The following is a 386-nucleotide window of genomic DNA, read 5'->3' as shown; positions in this document are numbered from 1 at the left end:
AGGGGAATAAAAGTTGGAGATGTATNTGAGTTGACATAAAGAGTTTGACACAAAGGGGAGATGGATTTGCTAGGATAAATGGGGTTGCAGCTTTTGTAAAGAATGTAAGTGTTGGTTGGAAAGGTAATGTAAAATTTGTTAAATGTTGGTCCTACTTATGTAGTTGCCGAACCCGCTGCAACTGGAGAATCTGAATATTCNNNCCAGAGTGATTTTTAAAGATTTATAAAATATTTTTTTAAGATATTTTTTATCCAAATGATGATATCATGATGACAGCTCCATATGTAAAATGGCCTGAAGATGTATTGAATACATTTATACAAAATTATGAAGCAAAGGTATATGAAATATTTGAAAAAGCAAAACAAAGTGGAAAAGTTAGA

The 386-nt window shown here is 31.7% G+C and carries 1 protein-coding gene; it reads left to right on the top strand.

Annotation, left to right across the window (positions count from 1 at the left end; translation table 11 throughout):
* Window positions 1–44 precede the first annotated feature (44 nt).
* Window positions 45–194 (top strand): hypothetical protein, encoded by a 150-nt coding sequence (locus LUA84_RS03355; protein WP_231434432.1) that lies wholly within the window; start codon window positions 45–47, stop codon window positions 192–194.
* The last annotated feature ends 192 nt before the right edge of the window (window positions 195–386 follow it).

It is taken from the genome of Candidatus Nanopusillus massiliensis (assembly GCF_920984865.1).
Note: the sequence above shows the minus strand (reverse complement) of the source record. Positions and strands in the feature narration are given on the sequence as shown.